The organism is Litorimonas taeanensis (genome assembly GCF_003634015.1).
In the GTDB taxonomy this organism is placed as follows: domain Bacteria; phylum Pseudomonadota; class Alphaproteobacteria; order Caulobacterales; family Maricaulaceae; genus Litorimonas; species Litorimonas taeanensis.
In genome coordinates, this window is sequence record NZ_RBII01000001.1 from 1,302,263 (window position 1) to 1,325,002 (window position 22,740).

Genomic DNA, 22,740 nt, shown 5'->3' on the forward strand with positions numbered 1-22,740 from the left:
TTAATTATCTCCGGATAAGTGTTTTTGTGAATGAAAGAGTTTATATGGCCCCGTCCATGTTTGAGTCGTGCCTGCGACTTCAATACTATGAACAGCCTCAGCGTCCGTCTCGCCAGAAATAGCCAAGCCTACAACTTCGCCATCTTTTGTCTCAATGCGAATAAATTCATCGCCGCCATTTTCGAAATGCTGGACAGTTTTAACATTTGAATGGCTATTCACAGTATATTCCACAATTGGATTATACTCGCCATGTGGCTCTATGACTGAAGCAATTGAAATACCATCATCGCTTTTCGCTCTGATGATAAAGGCGGGCTCTCGGCGTAGATTGAAATTTGGGTCATTGGCGCCAATTTCAGCAAAGATTAACTCAGCCTCGTTAGGTACGGATGAGGTGACCGAATAAAACTTTCGATCCAATAGCCATGTGACTTTTGATAGACCATCAACAGCGCTTCCATGCCCCACTCGCCATAAATATTCGTAACCGTTTTTCAGCCCCAAAGGTCTACGCACAGTCGTGTCTGCGGTGATTTTGAAGTTCGTTTCTGTTAACTGACCATTATAGTAAAAGGGTAAGTCATATTGATGTGAATTTTCAGAATGACCTTCAATCAAGTCGATAATAATCGGGCTTGGGAATGCAGCATCAGAGACCATCGCCATAGTACGATCCATGGTGACATCTGGATAGGCTGTTTTAATTTCTGCCGACGTAATTTTTAAATCACCGCCATCGAAAAACACACCTAGCTCGGGGGCATTTTCATTACCCACATCAACTTTGCCATTAAAATGGCTGGTCTCGTCTACAACCAGTGCATTATGCGCGATGGTTTGCTTGGCGAATTTATTATTCTCGGCAAGATAATGGCCGCCATATTTGGCTTCTACATTCAAAAATCGCGCGGCGCCATAATCTCGAATAATCTCAAGCCCTTCATCGTAAAGTAAGAAACCCAACTTATCAAAATGGCCGTGACCTAGGCCTTGAGACGTATTTTTCGCGACAAGAACCAAATCCTTTGGATCGGTTGAAACCCGTAAGATATCAAGCGCCCCTTCCGTTCCGTCTTCACCGTCTCCGAGGCGCATTGTTTTGTAATTAAAGGATTTAGTCTTACCTGCCGCAATATCTTCGGCCAATTTTCGGCTCTCTGGCGTAAGGACAAATTCCCCTTGAGCCTGAGCAATAGAGAGCAGCCCTGCATCACCCGTTAGCTCATAAGCAATGGCAACACCGTGTAACAGCTCTGTCGTCGCGATACCTTTATCTTTGATAGCGTCATTAATCGGAAAGAACAGCCCGCCGTAATTTTGCTGAATTGTTGTATAGATAGCTTTTTTAAGAATGCCGTCTCTTTGTTCAAAAATTTTGCGCTCTGGATTATTCTTTTCAACGGCTTGCGCAAAAATAACAAAAGGCATCAGCGCATAGCGTTGATAATAGGGCCCTTCATTGTAATACCCATCCGGAGAGAAGAGCTTATTCATTTGCTTAAGAAAACCCGCATCACCAGATTTATCTAATCCCAGTAAAGCCTGCTCTACATAGTCTTCATCATTAATCGCATAGCCTGTGAGCCCCACAGCCGCTGTCGCCCATGTGCCATGATTATGAATTTTATTGAAAGTTTTTGGAGAACCATCGGATAAGAAATCAGCCATGTTTCGCAGCAAGTCTGTTTCAATTTTCTCGCGCTGTTCCTCGCTCAAAGTCGCCTTAATGGCATTATAGCTCTGCGCCACATGTAAAAGCCACCAACTTTCATTCAAGTTCTGCCAGAACATTCGCCCCGGTGACTGTTCTTTTTGGGCGGGGTGCAAATCCCAGCTTGGATAGACATCCGCATAAGCCAACATGACTTTTCCGGCATATTCTGCATAAATCGCATCACCCGTCAGGGTATATAGTTGTCCCGCATCATAGATTAGTTTGGCATTATCTTTATGCTTTTCATGCGTGTAGCCGCCGCCTGCATCTTTGGGCGTAGGGACGATGACGTCTTGTGATATTTGTGTTTTTACGCGCTGCTCCGCTTGGCTTTGTACACTATCAAAACCACTGGCTTGCGGCGAAATTGACACAGGTTTTTCGGAAATTGAGCTTTCACAGCCCGATAAAGCTGTTCCTAATATAAGCGCCGACAATAATGTATGAGAGAACCGTATCATGGCTTTAACCCCTCATTTTCAGATATGATAGCCGTCGGCTCCAAACCACTATTTAATTCGGTCACAATCGGAGCCGATATCTGAGAAAACTTATTTTCAACAATGCGCGTTTTTGGCTCACCAACTGTGTGATTAATGACAAAAGGTTGGCTGTTTTTGAAACTATTCCCAGAAATATTCGTCACCTGAACGCCATGCAAGAGAAGTGACGCTTTTGACTTATTTCGCTTCCCGCCTCCTATATCTGAAACAGAAGACTCGCTTAAATTGAAATGCGGCCCAAAAGTACTTTCATCCGTACCCCCGCGATAAAAGTTCACAATTGCGCCCTCAACATTTTCAAAGGTTGAGTTTTTAATGGTCAAATATTCAGCGTTATAAATGCCGTAATCATCATCTTCCTTATCAAGCTGAAAAATCGCGCCCGTTACATCTTTAAAGTTGGAATTTTCGATTAATATATTATCCGCGAATGTCCCTTTAGAGACTCTCAGAATATTGAAAGAGTGATTGACATCCATTTGCGTAAAATTCGTGTCGCTAATCTCAAGCCTATAATTTTCGAGCATGGAATAAGGGCTCGTGCGGATGACACTATTACCCGCATTATCAGGCGCTTCTGCTCCGGAAATATTTAGACCAGAAAGTTGCAAGCTACCGCCATTTAAAATCTCAAACAAAGCCGACCGCTCGAAACTAATATTAACTTCGCCCACAGCCTTGATAGTCAGAGGCTTATCGATCTTCAAAAACTTGCGAACGACATAATCACCCGGACTCAGCGCGATAACATCGCCGGCTTGAGCCGCCTCTATCGCCGCAAATAAAGCGCCCTCCTCTGATGTAACGGCATGCGTGTCACCAGAGCCAAATTGAACAATTGGCTCTGTCTTGGGAAACCACGTGACTCCCGTCATTTCCTTCGTCGTAACGGTCATGTCCCGCTTTATACCAGCAGAAATACCCTCTTGGGGGTACATCAGACCATTTTCAGCCCGCGTAAGACTCACTGTTTCGCGAGAAAATCCATCCGTAAAGTCAGGCGGATCCATAGACCCCAGAATATTGTTCTCAAAATCAATACCTGACATATCATCATAGACGGTGAAGACATCACGGCCATCATCATTATAAATGAGATTACTTTCAAAACGGCTATCCGTAGGAACCCCGCTCCGTTCTTCATCGCTACCCGCGCCCAGCTGGATATTGTCGCTATTAATTAAGCTGTTATTCTCAATCAGCGCATCTTTCACCGGATCATAACGATTAATGGGGCCATTCGGAACGCCATTCATGACAACCAAAGCGCCGCCAAAGCGTGTCCCTTTCAGGCCTTCCATATAGTTATTTCGTATAGTTTGACCCGCATTGATGACGCGAATACCGCCTGTATGGTCTGCGTCATTACCAAAAAAGACATTGCCTTCAACGAGGTTGTTATTCCCGTGGCGCATCGTCAGCGTTCCACGCGATTGATAAAAGGTGTTATTTAGAAATTGATTACGTCCAGACTTATTAGAAATGATTTCCAATTCACCGTCGCACCGATCAAAATAATTATTCTCTACAACCGTATAAGAATCTGTACGCGAATAATGGCTCGTACCAATTCGGATAGTCTCACCACCATTTGACCCCAAAATTGGGCGCGGACCAAAATAATTATGATCTATACGGTGATGGTTATTTTGGCTGTCTTCGTCGTTTAAACGAACAGCAAGCGTCACACCCTTATTACGCTTTCCGACAACGTGATTATGGTCAAAGCGATTATTCTTCCCATACAGCATGACCCAATGGTCAACCTCTTGCCGCTCAGGTTGATTGAAATTATCGATCACCACTTCAGTGACACGAGAATTATTCGCGAGGTCTTTTGAATTCCTCCGAAATGAAATCACCTCGCTCGTTGGTGTGTAACCGTCTTTGAAAACAAGACCTGAAACTTCGAGATATTCTCCCGCAAGTCTCAGGTTGGATTGACCGGTAAGAAATACTCCCCCCGAAGTTTCCGCCGTCAATCGTATAGGTTTATTCTTTTTACCCTCGCCTTTGAAAAGGATTTCGAAATCCTCCCAAGTTCCATTTGCGAGCTTAATAACATCTCCAGGCCCAGCCTGCTTAAGGGCCTCTTTATAGGCTTTCTGATCTTGAACTAAAAACTCTTCCGCCTGAACATTGCACGCAGATAGAGCGAGCATGGCTGACGCCGAAACGTATAAATACAGCACCCCCGACAAACCCTTCATCCTCATTCCCCATATATTTTGTATTATTTTATAGAGGAATAGTTGAAGATTCAGACAGATTTGTCAACCAATATTTCCAACCAATTTGTCAAGATTGGTATATATAAATCGGTATAAACCGATCAGGTCAATTGAGCTGTTATCAAGAATCTTGACCGGCTTTCAGAGGTCTTCTTTTTGACCGCTTGATAAGCCTCTTCCTCAGAAGCCACGAGTAAAGCTTCAATCATTCGTGTAAAATGCGCGCGCATGGCAATTCTTGCCGCCGAAGAATCTCTGTTTTTCAGAGCATTCAGAATATCTTTATGCTCATCTTCGCGATGGCTAGGATCTTTATGGCAAACAGAGCGGTAGACCTTTTGCAACTGGGCCGCCTCTTTTCGCATATTCCACATACTACCTATGACAAATATAATTGCTGGATTATTTGTCGCTTTGGCAATTTCCAAATGAAACGCCTCATCCGCTTCATCCGCTGTCATCTCAGATGACACTGTCCCCATCATAATTTGAATTAGTCGTTCTAGCTCGGCAATGGATTCATCCGTGATGATAGGCGCGGCTAATGCGGCTGATTCGGCCTCAAAAAGCGCGCGAGCCTCAGTCAATTCAAACGGCCCGACCTTTGGTAAACCATGCGCTGTATATTCACTCCCATCGAGGACATAGGCACCCGACCCTACTCTGACTTCTATGCGGCCTTGCGCCTGCAATGAAATCTCCGCCTCGCGCACAGCAACACGGCTAACCCCGAACTTTTCCGCCAAATCGCGCTCACCCGGCAAACGACTCCCCGGCGGGAAGACCCCAGAATCAATCAACTCTAAAATCTGATTTGCCACTTTATGATATAAACGTTGTTCAGCCATTTCTTCCTCAAAACTAGACTATACCAATAGTGACTATTTCACCATAATTGTCCATACCAATTTTATAAAAAGCCCTAATTTCTTCAAGCCAGCCATGAAATGGCTCAGCGAAATGAACATAAATGCCGAAATTTAGGTATAGGAGGGCTGTTGAAACAACAGCCCTGTATTTACGTCACATGACGCTTTTAGCTAGAAAGTATAGCTAGCACCGAAAATAACGCGGCGGTCGGTAATGCCCTGATAGCACAGCAATGAATCCTCATTGACGCAATAGACTGGCGCATCAGATTTCGTCAGATTAACGGCGTCAACACTCACTGTGAATTGATCCGTGAAATCATAACTCGCACTTGCGTTAAGCTGACCACGGGCCCCTGCTACACCTCTGAAACCAAGAGGATCGAACACATTGCTCGTACCTGGCAAATCATCAGTTCTATAAGCACTACGCCAAGTGTAACGCACTCTGGCGGACAAGCCGTACTTCTCATAGAAACCTGTAAGGTTATAAGAATCCTCAGACAGATTTAACAATGTCGCAGCTTCGCGGCTAACGGGGTTGGTGACAGGGTCAAAACCTTGCAGTGCAAAGATATTTTGCGCCCGCGTCTCACCAATATTGATGAAGCCAGTATTCGTGTCCTCTTTTTGGTGCGTATAGTTAGCAATCACACCAAAACCAGAGGCCCAGCCGAAGCTACCAAGACGGTCTTCCAGCTCACCAAGGCTATACTGGAACGCAAATTCAAAGCCAGATTGAGTGGTTTCACCATCGGCATTAAACCGCGTTGAGTCACCAACACATACACCTCGACCAGAGCCGAAAATACCCGCATCTGTATCTTCACTAAAGACACCACCAAGAGCACACGGCGCACCATCATTGGCACCATTCACATCACCGCCATCGCGCCCAAAAATGTCGACCTGTTCACGATCACCATTAGCCAAAGAGCCGGGCTGCTCAATCAGGTCTCCGAAAAGAGAACTACGTGTTTTATGGAAGTAACCTGCACTCAAGACACTGCCCGGCGCAAAATACCATGATGCAGATACATCGAAAGATTCGATTTCTTCTGGCTTCAGCTCTGGGTTACCAACGCGTGAGACATCATTCACACCGCCGCGATTTGGTAAGGTCCGCGCAGCTGTCAGGAATGTAAAGTCAGGACGATTGATATCTTTGGAATAAGCACCACGAAGAACGATGTCATCTCTCACATCCATAGCGACGTTCACACGCGGCAAGAGGAAGTTATATGAGCTTTGGCCATCAACCTGATTAGTTGAAGGATTACCCACATCATCGAACACTCTTTCATTGCTGATCGAACTAAAGTCAGTTTCAATATACCGCAAACCAACATTACCGCGGAAGACTCCATGCTCAAAATTAGCCTGAGCATAGAACGCATTTGTCTTCTCTTCGACATCAAAGAAGGCGAGTTCGTCAGAGACAAGCACAGTACTGATTGGGCTTTGTGTAATACCCTCAGAAGCAATAGCGGCATTAATAGTTGACACAAATGATTCCGCGTCAACGGCTAGCTCTGGATTGAAATGCAGGATATCACGCAAGAACAAATCGCTCCCCGTACCATCACCAAAATTATCAGGGATCGCTGTTAATAGGTCAGCAATCGCAGCGCCATTCAGACTGTTGTCAAAATTACTCGTACCACCAGCACTTGCACTTCTGTTATCACGAAGGCTTGTGCGGTTATTGTGACGGAAGCCAAAGTCTACAGATTTCAAAAACTTGGTATCAAAGTCATAGCTCGCATCAATACGGAATGTATCTTCTGAGTTCTCTCTCACATTTGCACTATAGGTTCCGCCATTATCCATGACGTAGTTCGCAGGGTTTAATAGGTCCTCTACAGTAGGCGCAAATGGATCATCGAAATTAATGCCGAAGGCAATGCCGTCCCGCAAATCGAATCTGATAGGCGTACCATTTTCATCACGCGTCCCAAATCTATCCGAATTCGGGTTAATAAAGTTAAGTGTAAGCGATAAGTTCGGGTTCACGGTTTCAGATGAAACTGTTGAATACTCGACGCCCACAGTCAGGGCGTCTTTTTCATACTCGCCGCCAAATCTAACGACAGAACTTTCTGTCAAACGCGAACCAGAATCCATAGAGCCTCGTAGGAATGGCGCGCCGCGATCAACCGTTGCATCTGTCAATTGCTGCGGAGAGAAAGTACCAGAGGTTACAGCCAAAATACTCCCTAAATCCTGCGGCCCATTTGCTCCCTCAACAACGCCCAGATCGAACGTATCAAAAGTGTCAAATGTTGACCAAATACCGTCTGCTCCGTCGGAACGACCATTGAGGCGACTGATATTAGATACCTGTACACGAGAGCTTTCCTGACGGCGCTCTTGATCGTTATAAATGACATCCGCATAGAGCTTCATATTTTCACTTGGGCGCGCCTCGATAGAGCCAGCCAAGTTCAAAGTTTCATATTCTTGGTTGATTTGCACTTGGTTCAAGAACTGAACGCCAAGGAAATGCGTGGCCCCATCAGGGCAAGTCGTTGAACCATTTGAACATGTTGTTGGGTTATCGCGGTCAAGACGTGGGCGGAATGCGCTGACATCTGACTGCGTAAAGCTACCGCTTAAGACAACACCAATTTCTTGCCCTGAAGCGTTCTCCCACTTCTTACCAAGGGCGCCAGACACTCTTGGTGTCGTGGTTTTAGAAAGACTACTATGCTCCCCCTGAATACGAACAGACGCCAAGGTCTCTTTCAGGTCTAGAGGGCGAATCGTACGCAGGTTAACTGTACCGCCAACTGACCCCTCAGTGGTCTTTGCCTCTGGCGCTTTAATGACTTCCAAGCCAGCAATAATAGACGCATCAATGTCTTCAAAACTAATGCCCCCTCTTTCATTGCCAGCGCCAACAGTGCCCACTCCATTGATCTCAATTCTGTTTTCGTCCGTACCACGAATTTGAACACCGGTACCAACGCCGGCCTCACGCGTGATTTGCACGCCAGTGATGTTCTCTAAAACTTCAGCCAAGTTTTGATCAGGAAGTTTACCAATATCTTCCGCTAAAATCACTTCGACTAAACTATCCGCCTGACGCTGCTCCACCAAAGCATTTTCAAGCGACTGACGAATACCTGTTGCAACAACTTCATCCTGTGGAGCTGTCTGCGCAGAGGCCGCGCCAGCATAAGCCATTGTACAAATTCCAGTACCAAGCAGCAATGTGCCCCTAAGCCCTGAAGCGGTAAAATATTTTAAGGTAGCAAGCTTTGCGTCCGTTATAGGCATAATAATTCCCCTGATGTGATTTTTATAAGTATTATTACCCTACCGTAACCAATCTATTTGAAAATGCAACCATTTATTGTTACCAATTTTAAATATATTGGTCATACCAATTGAAGTGCAATTTTAATGCCCCCTCATTTACGCAAACCATTTTTCACCCTTTTCAGCAAAAAAAAAGCGCCGCTCGAAATCTCGAACGGCGCTAAAATTTTTACTTTAGGCTTTAATTAAAACTTGCCTTGGATCCCAAAGAATACACGTGGTCCGTAAACATTGACCTCATAAAGATCATCAGGCACCCACTTATATTGCTCTTTCGGCTCATCAAAGAGGTTGATAGCCTCAACCGAAACTTTGAAGTTATCATTGATTTTATACGATGCGCGCGCCTCGAAGACACCAACATCACCAACATAGCGGATCCGTGTACCATTTGATGTAAATGGCTGGAAGTAATCGCTTCTGTACTTATACAAACCTTGAAGGTCTAAATTACCAATTTGGTAATAGAGCTGACCAGAGAAGACATGTTTAGAGAGACCAGGAATACTCGCTGGTGCAACAATGCCTGCATTTGTTTGAACAAGCGTACCGTCTAATTCACGCGTATAAAGGTCGCCATAAAGACTATCTTCAAATTCGAAATCAGAATCTGTGTAGTTATAGCTCATTTTTGTACCAAAACCGCTCAAGAAGCCTGGCAAATATGAGAAACGATGAGACGCAGTAATTTCTACACCAAACAAGTCACTTGTATCTTGGTTTGACTGGCTCAGCGTCACTTCACCGTCAACTTCCTGCCCATCAAGAACATAAGTTTCAATTGCGCGGACATTCTCAAAGCCACCTTTGAAGCTCTTATAATACGCTCCAATAGCAAAGATTGAATCTTCATTCGGATACCATTCAACACCGGCATCTAAATTCCATGACGTCAAAGGCTTGGCATCAGGGTTACCAGAGGCATTCACACCAGAAATCAAATCGTCAACATTTGTGATGAGATCATCTGCGTCACCTGAGTTGAAAGAGAATGTTCTCGCAAAGCCCATATCAGCGGGGTCAGCTCGTGAAATCCCTCTAAACGCGCCGGCACGGAAAAGAACCGTGTCGTTAATGTCGATGATTGCATTAACACTTGGCAGAACTTCTGTGTATCCGCCTTTCGCTGTGACACGCTCCAAATCACCCTCAGGGCTGATTTCCAAGCCGCCATCCGTATTCGTCGTAATCGCATAACCTTGGCGATAACCAACAGAATCTACAGACGTATCCACAACACGCACACCAAAGTTACCTCGCATAGGCAAGCCATCAAGTGTCGTTTCGTAATTCGCCATAACATAACCAGCCAAGACTGTTTCTGTGACGTCAATTGTTGAAGAGTTTTCACGCTCTAGATCAGGAATACCAAAGACAAAGTTTCCGCCCTGAGCATTCACTGCATCAACAGCGAACTCAACCAAACACGAAGCGTCATAAGTCGCCCAAGAGTTAGTCGAGCTAATAACAGCACCGCTGTCATCAATATTCGTAATTAAATCTCCATCACGAACAGAGCCCAAAAAGTCGCTTTCCGCGAAAGACGTCCGACAATTTTGATTAGCCTCAGCGAGAATGACCTCGTTCTGCTCTTCCGTTAGGATTGTATCTGTTGAGTTACGGAGTTCAAACTCTGTACGGCCTTGGCCGCCGCCGCCAACCAGTGCTAAATACTCAAGCTCAGAATAACGGCCACCAACCTCAAGGCTGTTGACGATGCCAAAATCTCTGTCATATTTAAAGTCCAAGCGCGCCGCCTTACTCGTATTTCTACGCTCTAGGTCGTTATCAATACGAACGCGGAGACGGTCGACAAAATTGCTGTGATCATTCACATCAAAGACTTCGTCGGAGAGTGTATATTGCGGAATACCAGAATCTAAATTCCAAGAAATAACAGGAGAAATATCAGACTGCAGACGGAACTGAATTCCCTGCTCATTCCGCTTCGTCTCAGAGAAAGAGACGTCTGCACTCATGCTAAGACGTTCTGTCAAATCATAAGCGACATTAATACCACCGCCAAGATATGTTTCTTTACGCTCGTAATCGTCACCCTGAATTTCAATCGTGTTATCAGTCGTGAAAGATGTAATCGCGCCCGTATCAGAAAACTCGATACTGTCAAAGGCTGTCGTATTCGTCCCCGTTCCGACATTAAGGCTCGTATCATTCCGCTTTTGACCATTAAATGTCAGATCATTACGCTGCTCTGATTGAATACGCTCTGACCATTCAACGTCAAAATTGACATCAAGACGATCATTTGGCTGCCATTGTAAAGCACCGAATAAAGAATCCCGTTCGTCGCGTGTATCGTTTTGGCGATAATGGCGCTGTGACGGCACAAAGACATAATCTTCGCCATGGCTATAGGCTAAGCCCGTCGCTGGGTTAATCGCTGTATCATATCCATCTGGGATACGGCTGCCATCATCCCGCGTACGGCTTTCATTTTGGTCTTCACAATCATCATCACGCGATGGGTTGTTGGTGAAACCTTGGGCACCAGCTGAGCCGCCAACGATACAAGCAAAAGATGAGCTACCTGTGTTACTTGTTGACCGAATTTCTTGCTCTGGCTGTGAAATATCACTGCGCTGTAAACCAACAGAGAAACCAATATCGCCCAGACCATTGACTTCGAATTGATCAACATAAGATAGCGTTCCGCGGAAACCAATATCGCCGGCTAGCGTATCATCTTGATTCAGCTGATCAGGGTTTACATTACCCTTTAAATTCACTTGAACACGACGCTTATTATAATCAAGCGGCTTAAGGGTTTCGAGTTGAATTTGGCCAGCAACACCGCCTTCGATTTGGCTAGCATCTTGAGTTTTAAAGACTGACAGCTTGCTCATTAACTCCGAAGGGAACTGAGAGAAGTTTACTGAGCGGTCACCCGAACCATTTGTCGCTTCACGGCCGTTAAACACTGTCGAGCTCAGATAAGGCCCAAGACCCCGAATAGACACCTCAGTCGCACCACCATTTTCACGATGAGAGGCTACACCTGTGATAGTTTCAAGCGCTTCACCAATTGAGAGCGCTGGAATATCACCGATTTCTGATGCAGAAAGACCGTCAACAATCTGTGTATTTTGACGTTTTAACGCAATCGAATCCTGAATAACGGCCCGCGTACCTGTGGCAACAACCTCATCAGGAACGGCTGCGTCTTGGGCGAGTGCCATTTGCGGCAGCGCTAAAGTCGAAAGACCGACACTCAGCAATAGCGATTTCTTGAAAAGTGAACACCCAAAGGTATCTCGTGAATGAGTCATATATCTATTCCCCTATATGGACCTTAACCGCTTTATGACGGATTTTTTAGTTTCTTTAAAAGAACCAATAAAAAAACGTATGTCAACCTATTATAATTACCGATTTGCAATAATTGGTATGACCAATCATCTTTTCCTTTCATCTGTTGCATATTAAACACAGTTCATTTTTGGAGGCGTTTTAAAGGGGTGCGCCTCTCTATATTGAGGCCAGAATGAGACACTCAGGTGAACGCTAACAACTCAACTATCACAATCACTTAGGATTTTTTCGGTTATATTTATTTTATCCGTTTTTTGATAAGCGGTCTTGTAAAGCCCTTCCCCGCACGAACATTTGTTTGGGGCAAACAAGCCTCAGGCCTTCACAGAAAGACAATTATCTATGCAATTAGATTATTAGATAGCCAGTGCCCCAGAGAGCGGCTTCATCCTTTCGACACCCATGAGAATCGTGCCAAAAGGACTAATTAAAAGAGTAGATCTCTTATAATTTCCCAACAAGGTTGATGAACCAACCATCAGAGTCATTTTCAAAATCTGTCAAATCATCCGAGAAAGTTGAAAAACTATAGCCGCCGCCAATTTTCATTTTATCCCCGATATGGCGGTGAAGACCAAATAAAGAGCCTGTTCGCGCATCGTCTGCCAGACTGGCGGTCAAGTAACGACCTTCCATGAAGGCATCCCATTCATTCATAATATGCAAATCAGCGCGCAATATGGCCAATCCCGCTTCACTATCATAGAACTCATTACTTCCGCGGACGGTTTCGACCTCGCCTAGGCGATAGGCCAGCTTGGCACCAAGAGATAGGCGATTTGTAAGGTCATATGTCCCATCAAGCGAAGCAATATGGCTGCGCTGCCGCGCTGTAATTTGGCTACGATTGCCCGCATCATTCAACCCCTGATCAGCAGGGGAAAGATCCTCAAAGAAAGTATATTTAGCCAAAGCGTTGAAGCGGTCATGGAAAACAGGCCGATAGGCGACACCAACAACGCCCTCGATAAAGTCCGCATCGAGTATAGAGCTTTGATCCGATTCTGACGTAGCAAGATTAAACCGGCCTAACAGTTCAAAATCTCGTCCGGCTTTATAGGCCAATGTGTTGCGCAGGAAGTAACTGTTTCTATCACGGTTTTGGGCGTTTAGAACGCCGCGTTCAAACCGCGCTTCGACATTCGTGGCAATGCGCAGGGCTTCGCCCGTAAAGGCAGAGGAGAAAGCAAAAGCCTCTCTGTCAAAGTCCCCATTAATATCATCTTGAATATTCCCGACTTCGGCGCTCACGCCAAAAGCCCAAAGCGCATTCGGACGGAAATCAACACCATATGCATGGGTAAGGTTTTGCCCAGTCTGACCGAAAGAGAGTTTTTCTTCGCCGTAAATAGAGAGGGCATCATTATATCGACGACGTGCACCCGCTGTAATCGTCCCATAGCTAGAATAGGATTCGCGCGGCACAGTAGACAAGTCATCTTGGTCATCCGTGCTGAGCGCATATCCAATATAATATTCCGCACCCTCTGGGTTTTGATAATTCAGCTGCGCCGAAGCGCCTATACCCCCATCTCCTTCGGAAACTTCACCAGAAAGACGCATATGCTGGTTCAAACGCACATCCGCGCCGGCGCCATATCGGTTTGCACTCGCCCGCCCTGCATCGCGCTCCAAAGTATCTTGATAGAACGCCCGTACCGATAATTCATCAGACGGTTCAAAACGTAGCTCTGCTGTGGCATCCGTTCGCGCGCCAATTCCTCGCGGAGAATCTGCAGAAAGGTTACTAATCGTAGAAGGATCTTGATCACTTCGGCGAATACCTGCTGCAATGGCAAAACTATTCGTGATTTTTTGGGTTAAGTCCGCATAGAAAGATTTACGCTTGCCGCGTTCTTCAGAAGACAGCTCGTCATATTGCAAGCTGACCCGAGTGCTATCACCCAAAGACCCATCAAATCCCGCTTCGGCCCGCGTTACCTCTCCATATCCAATACGGCCCTGCCCTGAATAGCCAGCCTCTTGATGTTCATAAGTCCCTTTAATTTTCGCTGTATAAGGTCTTGGGCCTCTAGCCATGTCTGCCAGATCAAGTTGACCTTCCACACGGTACGCTTCGGCTTTTTCGCCGCGCACACCAGGGGCGTTGACTGAGTCGAATATAAATCCACCATCAGAAGAACGCGCCTCATCAAAACCCGGGCCTTCACTCACGCCGAACTCACCTTTTAAGTAACTCGTCTCAGACGCCCGCAACAAAACATCTGCGGCCAAAACTGTCTGATCAGCCGTCCCTGTTTTTTCGCGCTGCATAGTCGTCCCGACACGCAAGTGATCTCCAAACCATTGACTGGCGCGTCCGCCGACAGTAAAGCCACTGATATCTGCGACACCCGGCGTATATTCATAACGCGCGACCAAATAGGCTTCGTGACCAGACAGCCCCCCTGTACGAACAACTTGGTTATCTGACACGGTGCTTTGTAAAGGCTCATTGAGCAAAATTCGACCCTGCAGGTAATCAACGGTATAATCTTCGTAAGCCGTCAAATCGCGCGTTTCGAGAACAAGGCCTGTCAATTTATCGCGAACTTCTATCCGAAGTCTTTCTGACCCCACTGTGATGTCTTGGCGTTGAATATAGTATAGCGAGCCGCCTGTGCCACGGAATTCATCTCTCCCAGCTAAAGTTCCTGGGTCCGCGGCAAAGACGGTCGCTTGGCCGCGACGCTCTCCGAAACGGGTCGTGTCGAGGCTTTTATAATTCGCCAATCCACCATACAGCCCTCTATCAAGCTGTGCGATTTCTGTTCCTGTCACTGCCGTTGCAAAATTACCCCACATCAGGGTCGAGTCATCCTTTTCAAGACGGACATAAAAACGACCTTGCGTCGGCGCATCTTCACGGGTTGTACTATTATCACCGTAAACAGGATAATATGCATCGGAATCTAATCGCCGTAATAATTGGCGTGGATCTTTATCATCTAGGTTTGAGAGCAAGTCGTCTATTGAGGCTTCGCCCGTGTCGAGTGAGGCCGTAATCAACGTCTCCCCTTTGATACGCCCTTTAAGGTAAAAAGCGCCGCGACCCATAATTTCGACGGAGTCAAAATCATCACTCGCATCTGTTAAATCGGCCAAACCAATTGCGCGGCTTTTCCCGACTGTTAAATCCCCCAATGCCACATAAAACAGATCTGTATCTTTAATATCTACATTGCGGTGAAAAGTAAGGTCTTGGCCATAAGGACCGGTAAGGTGAACATGTACGGGCGCTTTGCCAAAGGGTAAAATTTGCTGAACAACAAATTGTCCATCTGCATCTGTTGGAACGGGACGGCCAAAGACATGCGGGCTGACGCCAGCTGGCACGTGAGATCCGTTTACCGTAATCGCTCCGCCGCGCACGCGAATGTTTCGCGTTTGTGTGGCATCTTTACCATAAGCGCCAAGCCCCCCTAGGCTATCTGGCCCTTGATAAGGTTCATTTGATAACATGAGCGTTTTAGGTTTTGTTTCATCGAAACGGCCTTCACGGTCATAAACGCGTAATTGATAAATGAGCTTAGCCGGCGTTTGCGGCGCCATGAAGACTTGCCCGCGTCCATATTTATCTAATGGAACGACATAAAGCGGCTTGTCTGTTTCAGCGTCTTTTGGACGTGTCGTTTTAGAAAGGGCTTCTGAACCTTCGACAGGCGCGGCAAAAACAAGAACCTCAGAATGTGCGATATAGGCATCATAATTGCTATAGGATAAAAATTGCACTGGCCCGCCACGAGGGACATGCACGCTGTCATTTAATGTACCTACATTCAGCCAAGGTTTCACATCTAATCCGTCAACACGCACTTGAATATTAGCGCGCGCCAGAGCTTGGTCAGCCCTAACCTGTCCTAAGCCTTCTTCGAAACCATCCCCTGTAATATGCTGTCCATCTACGGACATACGGAAATGCGAGCGTGACTGAGACCCTTGCGGCGCAATCCCATAGGCTTGAGGCATAGCTCCATAAGGGTGCGGGTGTTGCACCGGCCCGTTATGCTGCGGTAAGTTTTGCGGCACAGCGAAGCGCGTTAGCGCTGGCCCTTGCCTGCCAAGAAATGGATTGTGACCGGCTGGCACATAAACGGATCCAGCCGCTGGGTTGTTCAGGCCAACAGGCATTTGAACGGGTCTTTGTTGCAGTCTCTGAAGTGGCCTTTGAGGTAGTCTCTGAGGCAGGGCCTGCATGGGAATAGGTTGAACAGGATATGACACAGGGCCATAGGCTGGCACCTGAGTTGGCACTTCAAAACGCTGCAAGACGGGGCCGTGGCCATTATAATGCGGGTTATATTGCGGCGGCACATAGGTACGAGACGCCCGAGGGTCTGCAAAAAACTTTTGAAATTGCGCTGGATAAGCAACAGCTGAAGGCGTGATGTTTACTGCTTTAGAAATCACCAAGCGACCGATTGGGGTCAATCCAATTCCCGCAATTAACCCGAGTCCAGTCGTACCTATAAGCACGCGGCGTGTCCAAGCCGCTGGGCGCGCTGTACTTGGTTTTCCTTGTGAAAAATTACTCATCGGCCGCCTCCCCATATGGGTCTCTGGGTGGGTGTGATTGCGGGCATCATATTGGGCGCACTCGAAACTAATCTCTGTTCGATTACCAAATCATAACAGCATCCTTCGACTTTCCAGCGGTCTTTCAAATAGCTTTCCAGAGCGTCCAAGCGCGTCTGTGCGAGCGGGTCATAGCCTTGCGTATGATAGGTCAATCTCAGAACGCTTTGACTTTCCCGAAGCGCGTAAAAGAGCTTTGGCAATTCAGCCATAATATAGGGCGCAAGCTCAATACGGCCATTCATAAATCCAGCCGTTTCGACGTCAAACGTCGCTACGCGCATCTGAGAAACACCAAAATTTGCTTTCCCCATTTTACCGCGCGTCAAACGAATAACGCGTGGGTTTTCACTCACCATGCGATAGCCCGTTGGCAGAGTACGCGTATCAAGCTTAAGAATAAAATTAGAACCAATCGTCCCATTAGGAACGGCCGCACAAGCGATATGATAGCGACCTTCAGGGTCAGTATTGACGAGCAAACCATTCACAGTCGCGAGCCTTACGCCTGCCAGACCTTTCTCCCCTAAATCCTGAGCGCCATTTTGGTTGCGATCTTCATAAACCTTACCGATGACCTCCGAACAATCGAATTCAGGCGTTGGCAACAATCTCACGCTTGCCTCTGCTCGGCCTGAGAGTTCGCTTCCATCAACAGCGGATTGCACCACGACTTGGTTGACAGATATGCCAATCGGCGCGCCCGTACCGACTGCAGCTGAAAATTCCAACGTCAGAACTTGGTTCGCAGCAATCGTTAAATTCTCTACCGTAAAGCCTGTTGGCGTAGCGAGTGATGTATAGGAGAAACCATCAACCGTTAGAGTATCTGGCAGGTACCGAAATCCAGCAGGCATAATATCGACAACATCAACGCCGCTATACGGATAGTTTTCTGCATTCGTCACAGTGACTGTATAAGGCACAATTCCGCCTATACTCGTCGTCGAAACGCCTGCGCTTTTCGTAATCATAAGCGGCGATTGTGCGACGCTCATCGGGTCCAAAGGAATGTTGTTTCGCGTAATTTCGCGTTCGCCTGCCCCAACTGTGACCGTGTAATAGTGATTAGTGTCAGAGTTCACATTCGGCGCACCGAAATCTGCCACAACAGGGAAAGGCCCTGTCCCTGCTGGCGGGTCAATGGCATCAGCATTAGACGGCACAATCGCCGAAGCCCCATCACGATATCCAGACGGAGACGTTAAATTAATACGGTATGGCGTTGGCGCTATAGGGCAGCTCATGTCTGCGCCGGGGACAATTTCAAAAAAGTACTCCCCGTCTGAACCTGTGGATTGTCCTTGTTGCGACGCATCACGCAGACAGCTTATGGGTAGCGGCGTACCGTCCTCAGTCGCGACGGTGACAATCGCTCCGGCAACGGGAATACGGTCAATACTGTCATAAATGACGCCCATCGGCTCGATAGGCAGATTAACATTATCAATGTCAGCCCCACCCGTAAGAACAATCATATCTAAAATTCGATAGGCAACCTGCGTTTCAGGATGCCGCGAAATGACAGTGAAGTTCCCACTAACAGCCCCTGCATGTGCCAGAATATCAATATTGTTAAATTCATATTGACCCAAAGAATCCGCTATCGTTGTTGCAACGAGGCTCCCATCTGGCGCGCGAAGTTCAACCACCCAATTTGGGCGCGGAGCTTCTGAACCATCAAAGAGGTCATCTAGGTTTTCATCCAAAAATACGACGCCAGACAGGCTTGCCATTGGGTCTTGGATAGTAATCGTAATTTCGGCTGTATCGCAATTATTACGATTATCACAAACCGTATAAGGCACCGTAATCACGCCCACAAAATCTGTATTCGGTGTGACCGTTAAACTGCCATCCGAATTAATCACGACAGTCGCATCAGCTGGCGGATCAAAGCTTGTTACAGTGAGTGGATCATTTTCCGGATCGGTATCATTCTCTCTGGGGTCTAATGTTACAGGCGTATTGAAAGCCGCATTACGCATATCATTCGTGGCCACGGGCGGTTGACTTACGGGTAAAGGCGTCACTGTGGGATCAGAGGGCTGTCCATCTCCGTCAGGGTCTGCCTCAGCCGTATCCGCAGGGTCATCAGACACGGCGCTAATGACATCTCCATTTGGCGCACTGGCCGAAGATGTCGCTGTATTTGTGACCGAACCATTCTCTAAATCGGCCTGCGTTAAAACATAGCTCGCCGTAAAGGTCGTCGTGTCTTCTTGCCCGGGGGAAAGCATTGCAATAGGGCCGCCAGTTACATTAACAAGCGCGTCAGCCACGGTGACATTCGTCAGATTGACATTACCAACATTCACAAGGCGGAAGGCGTAATCAATTGTATCGCCCACATCGGCCCAACCATCGCCGCCATCATTCAAGACGGCTGTTTTAAACAAGGCCAGCGCGGGGTCGTTTGGCAAAATAACACGGGTCGGGTCATCTGGATTACTGTCGCCATTTAAATCAGTATTCGTTAGATCCGCAGGGTCATCAGAAATATCTACAACTGTGTCCCCTGCTGGCGTCTGCCCTCGAACATCAGAGCGATGGGTCACCTCTCCATTGTCGATATCGTCTTGCGTAAGGGTATAAACCGCTGTGAAAGTCGTATTGTCTACACCCCCAGAATTTAGGCTAGGGAGTGGCCCGCCAAGAATAGTTAAATCAGCATCATCAACTATAAGCGTCGTGAGTGTAACGGGCCCCGTATTCGTCACAGTTAAAACATAATTGATAACATCACCTGCCGTGGCAACACCATCAGGGCCAAGGTCAAGTACGCCTTCCATCTGCAGGTCAACGCGCCCCATCGCGCCGAGCTCTGTGACTGTCGGGTCATCAGGGCCGCCGCCCGCGCCAAGAGGATCATCAGAAATATCGGTGACAGGATTACCTTGCGGGTCATTGCCCGTCACTGTGGCTGTATTCTCTACGCGGTTGGCGTCTAGATCAGACTGCGTCAAACTATAATGCCCTGTAAACGTCGCCGCATCACTAGCGCCGGGTGCTAGAGAGGCTATTGGCCCGCCATTCACGGTAATTAATGGGTCAGTGATAGACACATTCGTCAATGTCACATTGCCAATATTAGAGACAGTAAAGGTGTAATTAATGACGTCACCAACATTCGCCTCACCATCGCCGCCATCATCTAGGCTCGCTTGTTTTAATAATTCTATTCTCGCATCTTTTGGCAGTGTTGTTTCTGTCGGGTCATCAGGGTTGCCATCTGCATCTGGGTCAACATCTGCTGGATTAACAGGGTCATCTGAATTATCGGTCACCACAGTGCCGCCTGCGGTCTCGCCCGTAACAACAGCGACATTCGTGACGCCCCCATTATCGATATCGGCTTGATTTAATGCGTATTGCGCCGTGAAAGTCGCCGCATCTGTGCCGCCTACGGCAAGATTAGCAATAGGCCCGCCTATGACAGTGACTAATGCATCCGTCACTCTCACATTTTCCAAGGGCACATTGCCTGTATTCGTGACGGTAAAGCTGTAATTAATAACGTCACCAACATCTGCCCGCCCATCAGGCCCAGTTTCCAATACAGCCTCTTTCAACAAGGCCACGCTTGGGTCTTGGCTAAAGGACGTCACTGTAGGGTCATCAGGGCCGCCGCCAGAACCGGCTGGGTCATCAGAAATATCTGAAACCGTCGCCGCTGTCGGCGTTTGTCCCGTCACTGTTGCCGTATTGGTGAATTCGCCTGCATCAATATCAGCCTGCACCAGAGAATAGCTTCCAGTATAAGTCGTATTATCAATATCCCCGGGTGCAAGAGACGCAATTGGCCCGCCTGATACGATCGCATCTGGATCCGTCACCGTTAGGGCTGTCAGCGTGACATTACCTGTATTTTGAACGGTGAAGACGTAATTAATAACATCCCCAACATCCGCGCGGCCATCACCACCATCATCCAATGTCCCTGCCTTTAACAAAGTCACCGACGCCAATTCAGGCAAATTCACGACTGTTGGGTCATTGGGAACGCCGTCATTATCAGGGTCATCATTTGCGGTATTGGCAGGGTCATCAGAGGTTGATGAGATTTGACCAAAACCCGACACATTGGCTGTTACGGTTGCAATATTGTCAAATTGGCCAGCATCAATATCACTTTGGGTTAAAGCATAGCTCGCAGTAAAGGTTGTGCTATCATTCGCGCCAACAGCTAAACTCGCCAGCGGGCCACCATTCATCGTAACCTTTGGGTCTGTCACCACAACATTGGTGATATCCACCGCAGACAGGTTTGTGACCGTGAAAGCATAATTAATTAAATCACCTTCATCTGCCTGTCCGTCACCGCCGTCTTGCAAAACGCCGGATTTTAAAAGGGATACACCCAACACTTCATCGCTATCAGTAAGGAGTTCGGCGGGGCCTGACGGGGTCGTCGTATCATTATAACGAAGCTCAATTGTGTCACCGGGCCTTGATTCCAACGTGCCTGAATTATCCGAGGCGCCTGCTCCAGCCTCTGTCACGATTGTACTCGTAAACACGCCTGTATTCGCGCCCGTTTCGGTCAGTGTCACCGCCTCGGTTTCGCCGTTATCAAGGTTAACGACATCAACGGAAACAGTGCCTAACCCTGCACGGTCAGCATCATTGACGCTAAGGGTCAACGTATCGCCGGGAACTGAAAAAGGCGTGATATCAACAGTGGCGAGAACAGGCACAGGGTCGTCATTATCCGCAACCACTACGCCCGTTGTTCCAGTGGAGGACAAACCATACACCCATGTATCAATAAATTGTTTGTCCCCAAGTGGGCCCTCGGTAAAATCACCCCAAGTGTGATAACCCGCCGCCGTACCTGACGTGCCGCCTTCGGGGAGGTTATTCGTTCCGCCTGCCCCTGCCCCGAGCTTTGTCACATCATCCCAAAAAACATTTGTTGGTTCTGAACCGCCGCCCGCTAAACTTTTAAAGACCGTTAAACCGTCTTCATTGCCCCCAGAGGTTTCGGCATCATCCGCCACAAAGTGAAATTCACCAAGTCGAACATTGGCTTGCGCGGTAAAATTTCCATATGGCACAAAATTGCCATTGCTATCCCTTCCGTCCCACACAACGGAATTGACGCCTTGCACCGCATTGCCAACAAGACGCACATCGCCGCTATCCCCAAATTGACCATTTGAGTTTATATCAATTGCAATTTCATATGTGGCTTCAGACGCATCGGTTCTGAAGCTAAAGACGCCTGCATCTTGAATCGTATTGCTGGTATCAGGGGAAATTGAATTATCAACACCCTCATCATCAAGAAATCTAAAATCTTGAACCGTAGGTGGACCCGCGGGTTCTGGACGCGCGATAACGGGGCGGAACAGATAAATATCAAAATCTTCCTCTACCCAATTCGGCCCTGTATTTCCGCTACCCACTGGGAAAGGGACAGAAAACCCAGAGTTAGGCGGAATAACGCCTTGGGAATTTGCGCGTAGTGAAAAGCCAAAACCTGCAAAATTATTTAAATCAAGCGTCCAAACATAATCCGTGTTTGGGAAACCACCGGGTGTCAGAATAAAATAATTGGCATCCGTTGCATCCGCAGGATCAAATGACCCAGCCCGAAAACGCCAATGTTTTGAACTTACGCGGCCTGTAATACCTGTGGCTCCGCTTGGGTCAGGGTCAATCGAGTTATTCGCAGTAACCGTAACATCAAAACGATGAATTTCATCATTATTGGCATCTGTATTTTCAACGGCTAGATAATATTGCCCCGTTGTTGCGGGGGTGTATTTCCAAGCATTTGTGATGAGTCCTGTCATCGGATCAGTCGGACTGATTTTTCCGATAGACCCCGGCCCCGTGGTTGTATGTGTTGCCAGCGTAACGCCATTTTCATCTAGGATTGTGAAACGAATATTGTCATTTTCATGCGGTTGGTTGTCTCGCTCGCCGCCCCCCGCGACCACATTAATAACTTCGCCTGCATTCAAAATATCAATGCGGACAAGGCGGTCAGTCTCTGATGGGGCCCATTCGACTAGCTCTTGAGAAATGCCCATTTGTAGTGTGCCCTCTGCCAGGGCTGCTTGAGGGATCATAAGACTCGTACAAACAGATACAAAGAAAGGCTTTAAAAACCCGACCCTTGTCGCTTGTGATTTCATGAGGTTTATATTTCGATTTTTATTCGGCATCATATCCCTCAAAGCACTTTA

General features: G+C 47.3%; 7 protein-coding genes. All 7 read right to left on the reverse strand.

The window, feature by feature from the left end:
* Positions 1 to 2,178, reverse strand: coding sequence for a heparinase II/III domain-containing protein (locus tag DES40_RS06055; RefSeq protein WP_121099620.1), 2,178 nt, complete (start codon positions 2,176 to 2,178; stop codon positions 1 to 3).
* Positions 2,175 to 4,382, reverse strand: a complete 2,208-nt coding sequence (locus DES40_RS06060) for a polysaccharide lyase 6 family protein (RefSeq protein ID WP_233345451.1) — start codon at positions 4,380 to 4,382, stop codon at positions 2,175 to 2,177. The genes DES40_RS06055 and DES40_RS06060 overlap by 4 nt, the downstream gene beginning before the upstream one ends.
* Before the next feature lie 170 nt (positions 4,383 to 4,552).
* Positions 4,553 to 5,299 (reverse strand): FadR/GntR family transcriptional regulator, encoded by a 747-nt coding sequence (locus DES40_RS06065; RefSeq protein ID WP_121099624.1) that lies wholly within the window; start codon positions 5,297 to 5,299, stop codon positions 4,553 to 4,555.
* A gap of 192 nt (positions 5,300 to 5,491) precedes the next feature.
* Complete coding sequence (locus DES40_RS06070) at positions 5,492 to 8,599, reverse strand: TonB-dependent receptor (RefSeq protein WP_121099626.1); 3,108 nt, start codon at positions 8,597 to 8,599, stop codon at positions 5,492 to 5,494.
* Between the two features lie 227 nt (positions 8,600 to 8,826).
* Entirely contained in the window at positions 8,827 to 11,928 is a 3,102-nt protein-coding gene (locus DES40_RS06075; protein WP_121099628.1) for a TonB-dependent receptor, read from the reverse strand.
* Positions 11,929 to 12,415: 487 nt separating this feature from the next.
* The gene (locus DES40_RS06080; RefSeq protein WP_121099630.1) at positions 12,416 to 16,507 is read right to left on the reverse strand and encodes a TonB-dependent receptor; all 4,092 of its coding nucleotides are present in this window, start codon (positions 16,505 to 16,507) and stop codon (positions 12,416 to 12,418) included.
* On the reverse strand, positions 16,504 to 22,722 hold the full coding sequence (locus tag DES40_RS06085) for a DUF7507 domain-containing protein (protein WP_121099632.1): 6,219 nt from the start codon (positions 22,720 to 22,722) through the stop codon (positions 16,504 to 16,506). The genes DES40_RS06080 and DES40_RS06085 overlap by 4 nt, the downstream gene beginning before the upstream one ends.
* Positions 22,723 to 22,740 lie beyond the last annotated feature (18 nt).

Excerpts from the sequence above, each read along its gene's own strand:
- DES40_RS06075 (WP_121099628.1), bottom strand. The coding sequence starts at position 11,928 with ATGACTCATTCACGAGATACCTTTGGGTGTTCACTTTTCAAGAAATCG.
- DES40_RS06065 (WP_121099624.1), bottom strand. The coding sequence starts at position 5,299 with ATGGCTGAACAACGTTTATATCATAAAGTGGCAAATCAGATTTTAGAG.
- DES40_RS06080 (WP_121099630.1), bottom strand. The coding sequence starts at position 16,507 with ATGAGTAATTTTTCACAAGGAAAACCAAGTACAGCGCGCCCAGCGGCT.
- DES40_RS06055 (WP_121099620.1), bottom strand. The coding sequence starts at position 2,178 with ATGATACGGTTCTCTCATACATTATTGTCGGCGCTTATATTAGGAACA.
- DES40_RS06085 (WP_121099632.1), bottom strand. The coding sequence starts at position 22,722 with ATGATGCCGAATAAAAATCGAAATATAAACCTCATGAAATCACAAGCG.
- DES40_RS06070 (WP_121099626.1), bottom strand. The coding sequence starts at position 8,599 with ATGCCTATAACGGACGCAAAGCTTGCTACCTTAAAATATTTTACCGCT.
- DES40_RS06060 (WP_233345451.1), bottom strand. The coding sequence starts at position 4,382 with ATGCTCGCTCTATCTGCGTGCAATGTTCAGGCGGAAGAGTTTTTAGTT.